Source organism: Belnapia moabensis DSM 16746 (genome assembly GCF_000745835.1).
Taxonomy (GTDB): Bacteria; Pseudomonadota; Alphaproteobacteria; order Acetobacterales; family Acetobacteraceae; genus Belnapia; species Belnapia moabensis.
Window position 1 is genome coordinate 1 of the sequence record NZ_JQKB01000160.1, and the last position, 6,513, is coordinate 6,513.

Genomic DNA, 6,513 nt, shown 5'->3' on the forward strand with positions numbered 1-6,513 from the left:
AAAGTAGTGATGGAGTGTGTGGCCTGTGGCTCTGCTGCTGTGACGGAGCGGCCGGAGCGTACCGCTCGAGGCTACCGCCGGTTCCGCTGCCGCGATTGCGGCAAGCAGTACAACGAGCGCAGCGGCGGGCTGCTGAACCACGCCCAGTACCCATCCGATGTTATCGCCCTCGTGGTGCTGTGGCGACTGCGCTACCGCCTGACCCTGCGTGACCTGGCCGAGATGTTCCTCCAGCGCGGCATCCTCTTCAGCCACGAAGCCGTCCGCGACTGGGAGGCGAAGCTCGCGCCGGTCCTGGCTGGCGAACTCCGCCGACGCCGGCACGGCAAGGGCGGCACCCGAGACCGGCACTGGCATGTTGACGAAACCTATTTGAGGGTTCGCGGCCGCTGGGCCTATCTGTATCGGGCTATTGATCGCGACGGCCACCTTGTCGATACCATGCTGAGCGAGCACCACGACATGGCAGCAGCGCAGGCCTTCTTCCGCTCGGCCAAAGCTGCCACTGGCATCACGCCCGAACGCGTCACCACCGATGGTCATGGCTCCTACCCGCGGGCGATCCGGTCGACACTCGGCCGGCGCGTCGTACACCGGGCCAACGCCTTCAAGAACAATAGCCTGGAGCAAGACCACCGCGGCGTTAAAGGCCGCACGCGATGTATGCGGGGCTTCAAAAGCTTCAATTCAGCGAGGCGCTTCTGCCGAAGCTATGACGAACTCCGAAACTTCCTCCGCTCTCGTACCCGCCACAACCAGCACATCCCTGCCCGCCGCCACTGCCTGGTGCACATGCGTCGTGCCGCAGCTGCGCTCGCCATCCTCACAGCAGCATAGGACAAGTTTTGCCGGGACCTCTCGTCGCCAGGCTTGGCGCGAGCGCTGACAGATCCGTGGTAGTCGTCCCCGCATGTCCCCGCGTCGCGCCATGCTGGCCGGCCTCGACGGCACAACTGGCGCTGCTGACGCGCCGCCCGCGGCGGCTGTCGCCCCAATGGTCATGGCGGGATCGCTCGCCGTGCCGGGAGGAGCCCAGGCGCCACTGCAGACAGCGATCGCCGGCTACCTCGATCACCACGCCACGGCCAACGTTCGCGGCATTGACGACGAGGTGGTCGCAGCGATGACCGAGCTGATGGCGGCCGAGGTCGACCGCATCCTGGCGATGCCGGCTACGTCGTTCGACGACATTGTGGCCAAGGCGTTGTTCTGCGTGAGATGCTGGATTGCAATGACGGCGATCTGAGCGACGCCGAGGAAGGCATCTTCGGGGCAGTCATGGCTGACCTGGCCGCGCTGACGGGAGGCAGGTCATGAGCGCTCGTCGGCAAATCCTGCGGGGCGGTGTGGCTGCCCTGGCCAGCGGCGCGATATCGATGTCTTCCAGTGCAGAGCCCGCCCTCGCAAGCCTTCCTCCTGACGGCGAGCTAATCGCGCTCTGCCAAGCGCATCCCGGTTTGCTCGACGCCGTCAACGGCACCGACTGCGACCTGAACGACAGCAACCTGACCTGGCGAGCCTACGTCGCCTCGCTGGATGCTATCCGCGACGCCAAGCCGCAGACGCTGGAAGGGATGCGGGCGAAGGCGCTGGCAGCCATGGCCGAGTGCCGTGGCATCAACGGGGGCGAAGCGCCTGATCACTGCTCGGCCTCGGGCATGGCCTGGGACCTGCTGAACGATCTGCTGCGGTTGACGGGAGGTGCGGCATGAACCCCATCGCGCATGTCACGCGCGGTCTCCTTGCGCGGAAGCCAAAGCGTCGCCCGCCGAGGCCGCCGATCAACGCGTGATCGACAACCCTCGCCAGCTCGATCTACGGTGTGGCTGGGGGCACTCCCGGAAAGATGCACCCCCAAGCCTACTGCGGTTGTCGGAGCGGTGTCGCAGCCGCTCCGACAACCGACCGCCGCTTGGTCTGCCCTGTTGGACTAGCAGCACCAGCACCACGGCCAGCGCCAATCCAAGTAGGGTTAGTGGCTGACCAAGGGCGCCAAGGACAGCAACAAGCCCTCGGCTAACGGCGTCAACGGTCTCCGGACTACTCAACACTATCTGCATTTCTATGCTCCTCATCGTGGTGCTCGGGGCGGCGGGTGTGGCCCTCGGCGGTGCGGGCGGCCTCGATCTCCTGTTGTCGGTCGTCGGTCAGCCGTGCATTGGTCCCCGCGCCACCACCTATGAAGCCGATTGCATCCCGGTGCCGCCACGAGAATTCGTGGATGCCGACGCAATGCACTGGGGATAACGGCACTCGCGGACAGTCACAGCGACCGCTACCGGCCCACCTCAATGCGGGATGGCGCCTTCTCGCACTGCCTGCACCGAAGGCGCTCCGTGATCTGGTAGAGCCGGGTCGAGCGCGGCAGGCCCAGACGCTGGGCCAGCCGGCCAATGTGGGTCTGCATCCAGTGCCGGCAGCCGCAGCACTAGGATGCTGGACGTGCAGTTCGAGGTTGCCACTAAGCGGGGCAGATCTGGGCAACGGTCCGCTTCAGCGACGCGCCAAGACTCTTGTCGATATCGAAACAATTCGGTATGATGTGGTTGGTAATAGAGGCCCTATCTCATGACACAGCAGACCCGCTTCGCCATTGGAACCATCTGGCGGATGCTTTCTCACCCATTACCTGGGCTGCAGCCGCTTCAACACCCGGTTCGGATTGGGGCAGCTATCGCAGCTGATCCACTCAAGTTTGGAGGCAGGCATGCCAGCCAGGAACCTTCCCCGGCAGCAGCGCTGAGCCGATACCATAACCGTTGCCGCAAGGCAGGCCGTTAGGGCTGAAGGGAAAGCCCGCTTTGAGCCGCAGCGGGACACCCTGCGAGCTCCAATGCGGCCGCTGCTGGCTGCGCGCCAAGCTGGTCAAATGCACCTCGTCAACGCCGTTTGGCTGATGGTGCTGCAGGCAGACACCGGCCCCGACGCTTGTGCTACCGAATGGTGACTTGCAGCGTCACCGTCCACGAGCACCCGCCACCTTCTCCCAAACCAGTATTGCCACCCCACACACCACCAGAGGTTGTTAATTAGAAAGGACCATCATGGTTCGGGTATCCTCATGCAGAGAGCCGGAAGGGGCGGACCACCGGGAAGGTACGTGTGCAGTCTGCCGGGGCCGGATGGCCCCCTCTCGCCAGCTATCGCAAGTAAGATACCGACTGTGAGCGCGAGGATCACCCCGGCGGCGACCACGGTGAACCATGGAGGCAATGCTGCCGACGCTGACGCCTGTTATCGAACTGATCTCACTCGTAGCTCTACCGCATAACCAAAGCAGCAGCACTTCGTCATGCCGCGGATGCGGTGGACGGACACCGCGATGCTTGGGCAGTTCTGTGGCTGAAGGTGCAACCATGCTGCTAGTTAGACATAAATTTCTTACCAGCATTTTGCCAAGACATCGAGAAGCGACGCTTTCGTTGGTGTGCTAAATGTGCACCGGTGTTGCGGCAGCGACGCCACGCGATAAGTGCGTCGCTAAAACTTGGTTTGAGCTTGAGGTTGAGACGCAGCGCTGGTCATAGTGCAGCAGTCGTTCGCCATCCCCCCTGCCTGGCGCGACGATCAGCTCCGGCGGCGTCCCCCCAAACTTATCGCCGCCGGAGCGACCTGAAGCCCTCAGGGCTCGGTGAAAATGGGGCCTCTGGCTCCTATCATGCGGGCCATGAACTCGCCCCTCATCGACCTGCCGGCCAAGCCGAAGCTGACAGCCGAGGATCGCCGGTGCCGTGATGCTGATCGGCTACAGACCATCCGGCTCCGCATGCTGGTCGGCCAGGCGCTGCACGACCGCCGCATCAAGACGCCCGCTGACATGGGCGCCGCGCTTGGGATGCCGCCGGCCGATGCGGTCAAGCTGATGACCGGGAAGCAGTGGCGTGAGGGAGATGTGGCGCTGCTAGAGGCAGCAGCGGCTAAGTTAGGACTGCGGGTGCCAGATGCGGCGTCTCGCTAGGCGCGACTTACTATTTAACCAAAAAGTAGATAAGTGCTTCCCAAAAAAGTGCAGACAAGGCAACGCTGATCACCATGCCTTCACCAAAACGCTGAGATGCAGGATCCATGTGGAAGCGTGGCAACTCGGAATGATTTATTATCATTGGTTGATTTCAGCTCTCGTTATACGAAAATATGCCAAACGCGACGCCTTGAACCACCAAATGTTCATTGCCAACACGTTTATTTTGGCGAAGATTAATAGATCGTCACACACAGCAGCCATGTCTTAGCTAAGTTGCGCGGCGCAAGCGTTGCCAATGTGACGTTCCACGATTTTTGAGATGCGGGGGGCATGGCACAGCCGATCTACCTTGATCTGAACCAGCTGCACGAAGGTTGGCTGGCGACTGCCCGCGCCAACTGCCAGGGGCAGCTCAAAGCTGCAACACATCGCAGCGTTGACCTCCTCAGTGCTCTGACCTTGCTGCTGACCACCCTGCCCCTGCTGCTGCTGGTGGCGCTAGCCATCAAGCTCGACAGCCGCGGCCCCATCTTCTACGGCCAGGAGCGCATCGGCCTCGGCGGCCGGCGCTTCATCGTCCTCAAGTTCCGCTCCATGCGGGTCGATGCCGAAGCCTCAGGCACACCCCAATGGGCCAGCAAGCAAGACCCCCGCGCCACCCGCATCGGCCGCTTCCTCCGGTTCAGCCGCATCGACGAAATCCCGCAGGTGCTCAACGTGCTCCGCGGCGACATGGCCATGGTCGGCCCCCGACCCGAGCGGCCCGCCTTCGTCGCGCAGCTTGAGCAGCAGATCCCCCACTACAAGGACCGCGCCTGCGTCCGCCCCGGCATCACCGGATGGGCCCAGATCAACTACCCCTACGGCGCCTCCGTCGAGGACGCCCGCCACAAGCTCACCTACGACCTCTACTACATCCAGCACCGCGGCCTGCGCCTCGACCTCCGCATCCTCCTCACCACCATCCGCGTCGTCCTCCTTCAGGAAGGCGCGCGGTAATGGGCAAGGGGTCAAGCAGCACTGGCTAGCGGAGACGGTGAAACCGCACGCCCCATCCTGAGTTGAACAGTGCGAGGAAGTAGAACACTCCTCCAAGTTTGGTTCCACCAGAGTCCGCCTTCCCGACTATGGAAGGCGGGCTCTTTTTTGTCCGTAGGCCGCCGCTGCCGGCCGCCCCCTTCTATGGTGCAACGGTCTGTGTACCCGATGCGGCCTCTCGTTAGGTGCGGTGCTGCACAGTTAGAGCGGTTCAGGCCGACCCAGTAGCGGCTCTTAACTCTTCCCAATAAAGTATTATGGGAACTTTTTTTACAACCCGAAGTATATATCAATGGCCTAACCACACGTCACAGCTAAATCGGTAGTCGGAATGGTATTTCGTTCGCGTCCGCAAAGTTATGAGCTTAACTTGCTTCTGATGACAAAATTCTTCTTCCATCTGCATGACGAAACCGGCGTCATTCTCGATCCCGAGGGAGAAGAATTCAGCAGCTTGGATGCAGCTCGGATGAAAGCGCTTGAGCTTGCTAGTCAGCTTATTATTGATGACCTGAAAAGAACAGGGACAGTTCGAAAAGGCTATTTCGAAATCATGAACGATGCTGGCCACGCCTTGGCTACAGTGCCGTTCTTGAAGCAGCATTCGCCAGAACTGCTAGGCTCCTCGCCCAGTGCTCAAGTTGCCTAAGGCCCTAGCTGCTCCAGCGATGCCGAATGCCGCCAGTTGTGAGCACACCTCGCACTTGTGTTGCATTCACTTAATGAAGCAACAGAGCAGGATGCCTGTGGCGGGGAGCTAGGTTTTGTCTCACCCTAGTTGCGGATTGCCATCAATCAGCGTCCCCGCCGCCTACGCTACCTGAAGAGCAGTAGCGAGTGGTGCCGCTCGCGTGAAGTTCTCCTCGGCGAGCACATCGGGCGCTCAGCCCGCCGTCATGGCCAGTTTCACTGGCCGGTAGGCGATTTAGACACTTATCAGCTTGACCGCAACGATCTCGACTTGAGCCGGCAACGATGGGCCGGCTCAGGTGTGGCGCTGGTGGTCAGGCGGCCTTGACGCCGGTGAGGAAGGTGGCAACCTCGGAGCCGAGGCGCTCGGACTGGCGGGAGACCTCCTCGGCGGCCTGCAGGACATGGCCGGCGGCCTCGCCGGTCTCGGCCGAGGCGCGGCTGACGCCGCCGATGTTGCGGGTGACCTCCTGGGTGCCGGCGGCGGCCTGCTGGACGTTGCGGGCGATCTCCTGGGTGGCCGAGCCCTGCTCCTCGACGGCGGCGGCGATGGCGCCGGCGATCTGGTTGACCTCGCCGATGGTGCTGGCGATGCCCTGGATGGCGGCGACCGCGTCGCGGGTGGCGGTCTGGATCTGGCCGACCTGGACCGAGATCTCCTCAGTGGCCTTGGCGGTCTGCCCGGCCAGCGCCTTGACCTCGGAGGCGACCACCGCAAAGCCCTTGCCGGCATCGCCGGCGCGCGCCGCCTCGATCGTGGCGTTCAGCGCCAGCAGGTTGGTCTGGCTGGCGATGTCGCTGATCAGCCGCACCACCTCGCC

Annotated in this window: 8 protein-coding genes; 7 read left to right on the top strand and 1 reads right to left on the bottom strand. The window is 62.8% G+C overall.

Features of this window, described 5'->3' with window-relative positions:
* The 7 genes from EP26_RS29100 to EP26_RS35780 form a co-directional block, all read left to right on the top strand.
* Positions 1-837: IS6 family transposase (locus EP26_RS29100; RefSeq protein ID WP_211259607.1), on the top strand; the 837-nt coding region annotated here is incomplete at its 5' end.
* Between the two features lie 91 nt (positions 838-928).
* On the top strand, positions 929-1,246 hold the full coding sequence (locus EP26_RS29105) for a hypothetical protein (protein ID WP_043344595.1): 318 nt from the start codon (positions 929-931) through the stop codon (positions 1,244-1,246).
* 67 nt (positions 1,247-1,313) lie between these two features.
* Positions 1,314-1,712: a hypothetical protein gene (locus tag EP26_RS35775; protein WP_157033910.1), complete on the top strand. Its 399-nt coding sequence runs from the start codon at positions 1,314-1,316 to the stop codon at positions 1,710-1,712.
* Between the two features lie 352 nt (positions 1,713-2,064).
* Positions 2,065-2,247 (top strand): hypothetical protein, encoded by a 183-nt coding sequence (locus EP26_RS29115; RefSeq protein ID WP_043344598.1) that lies wholly within the window; start codon positions 2,065-2,067, stop codon positions 2,245-2,247.
* Between the two features lie 1,420 nt (positions 2,248-3,667).
* A complete protein-coding gene (locus tag EP26_RS29120) occupies positions 3,668-3,958 on the top strand; it encodes a hypothetical protein (RefSeq protein WP_157033911.1) in 291 nt (96 codons plus the stop codon).
* 336 nt (positions 3,959-4,294) lie between these two features.
* Positions 4,295-4,963 (top strand): exopolysaccharide biosynthesis polyprenyl glycosylphosphotransferase, encoded by a 669-nt coding sequence (locus EP26_RS29125; protein WP_052389838.1) that lies wholly within the window; start codon positions 4,295-4,297, stop codon positions 4,961-4,963.
* 418 nt (positions 4,964-5,381) lie between these two features.
* Positions 5,382-5,651 carry a DUF6894 family protein gene (locus EP26_RS35780; protein ID WP_157033912.1) on the top strand — a complete coding sequence of 90 codons (270 nt, stop codon included), beginning with the start codon at positions 5,382-5,384 and terminating at the stop codon, positions 5,649-5,651.
* 355 nt (positions 5,652-6,006) lie between these two features.
* Here EP26_RS35780 and EP26_RS29130 read toward each other — a convergent pair.
* The coding region (locus tag EP26_RS29130; RefSeq protein WP_043344601.1) for a methyl-accepting chemotaxis protein at positions 6,007-6,513 on the bottom strand (507 nt) is incomplete at its 5' end.